The following is a 1860-nucleotide window of genomic DNA, read 5'->3' on the forward strand; positions in this document are numbered from 1 at the left end:
GGCCGCTTCAAGGACAACCCCGAGGGCAAGGGCGGCGTCCGCGTCGTCAAGTCCATCGAGGAGGTCGGCAAGAACGCCGGCGAGATGCTCAACCACGTGCTGGTCACCAAGCAGACCGGTCCGGAAGGCCGCGAGGTCAAGCGCCTCTATGTCGAGGAAGGCGCCGACATCAAGCGCGAGCTGTATCTCGGCATGCTGACCGACCGCGCCACCGGCCGCGTCACCATCATGGCGTCCACCGAAGGCGGCATGGAGATCGAGGAGGTCGCCCACAACACGCCGGAGAAGATCGTCAAGGTCGCCATCGACCCGGCCACCGGCATCCAGGGCTACCACACCCGCAAGGTCGCCTTCGCGCTCGGCCTCGAAGGCAAGCAGGTCTCCGCCGCCGCCAAGTTCATCGTCGCCGCCTACCAGGCCTTCGTGGACCTGGACTGCGCGATCGTCGAGATCAACCCGCTGATCGTCACCGGCTCGGGTGAGATCCTGGCGCTCGACGCCAAGATGAGCTTCGACGACAACGCCCTGTTCCGCCACAAGGACGTCGAGGAGCTGCGCGACGAGGCCGAGGAAGACCCGGCCGAGATCGAGGCCGCCAAGCACAGCCTCAACTACGTCAAGCTGGACGGCAACATCGGCTGCATGGTCAACGGCGCCGGCCTGGCGATGGCGACCATGGACATCATCAAGCTGTACGGCGGCGAGCCGGCCAACTTCCTCGATGTCGGCGGCGGCGCCACCAAGGAGCGCGTCACCGCGGCCTTCAAGCTGATCCTCTCCGATCCGAACGTCGAAGGCATCCTGGTCAACATCTTCGGCGGCATCATGCGCTGCGACGTCATCGCCGAAGGCGTCGTCGCGGCGGCCCGCGAGGTGCACCTGCACGTTCCGCTGGTCGTCCGTCTGGAAGGCACCAACGTCGAGCTGGGCAAGAAGATCCTGGCCGAGTCCGGTCTGCCGATCCTGTCGGCCGACAACCTCGCCGACGCCGCCGAGAAGGTGGTCAAGGCCGTGAAGGAGGCCGCGTAAGATGGCTGTTCTCGTCGATAAGAACACGAAGGTGATCTGCCAGGGCTTYACCGGAGCCCAGGGCACCTTCCATTCCGAGCAGGCGATCGCCTACGGCACCAAGATGGTCGGCGGCGTCACCCCGGGCAAGGGCGGCACCAAGCACCTCGACCTGCCGGTCTTCGACACGGTGGCCGACGCGGTCGAGAAGACCGGCGCCAACGCCAGCGTCATCTACGTGCCGCCGCCCTTCGCGGCGGATGCCATCCTGGAGGCGATCGACGCCGAGATCCCGCTGGTGGTGTGCATCACCGAGGGCATCCCGGTGCTCGACATGGTGCGCGTCAAGCGSGCGCTGGGCAACTCCAAGACCCGGCTGATCGGGCCGAACTGCCCGGGCATCATCACGCCCGACGAGTGCAAGATCGGCATCATGCCCGGCCACATCCACAAGCGTGGCAAGATCGGCATCGTCTCGCGCTCGGGCACGCTGACCTACGAGGCGGTGGCGCAGACCACCGCGGCGGGSYTGGGCCAGACGACCTGCATCGGCATCGGCGGCGACCCGGTGAACGGGACGAACTTCGTGGACAGCCTGGAGCTGTTCCTGAAGGACCCGGAGACCGAGGGCATCATCATGATCGGCGAGATCGGCGGCGACGCCGAGGTCAAGGGCGCGGAGTTCATCCGCGACTCCGGGACCAAGAAGCCGGTCGTCGGCTTCATCGCCGGGCGCACCGCGCCTCCGGGCCGCCGCATGGGCCACGCCGGCGCGGTGATCTCCGGCGGCAACGACACCGCCGACTTCAAGATCGACTTCATGAAGTCGGTCGGCATCGCCGTCGCCGACAG

Annotated in this window: 2 protein-coding genes; both read left to right on the forward strand. The window is 67.1% G+C overall.

Features of this window, described 5'->3' with window-relative positions; all coding sequences use genetic code 11:
- On the forward strand, positions 1-1029 hold a 1029-nt coding region (sucC, locus tag AC1DVI_RS32240), incomplete at its 5' end, for an ADP-forming succinate--CoA ligase subunit beta (protein ID WP_476961448.1).
- Position 1030: 1 nt separating this feature from the next.
- Positions 1031-1860 (forward strand): succinate--CoA ligase subunit alpha (gene sucD, locus AC1DVI_RS32245; protein WP_476961449.1); only part of this gene is annotated, 830 nt, incomplete at its 3' end.

It is taken from the genome of Azospirillum sp. P4_B5 (assembly GCF_056402275.1).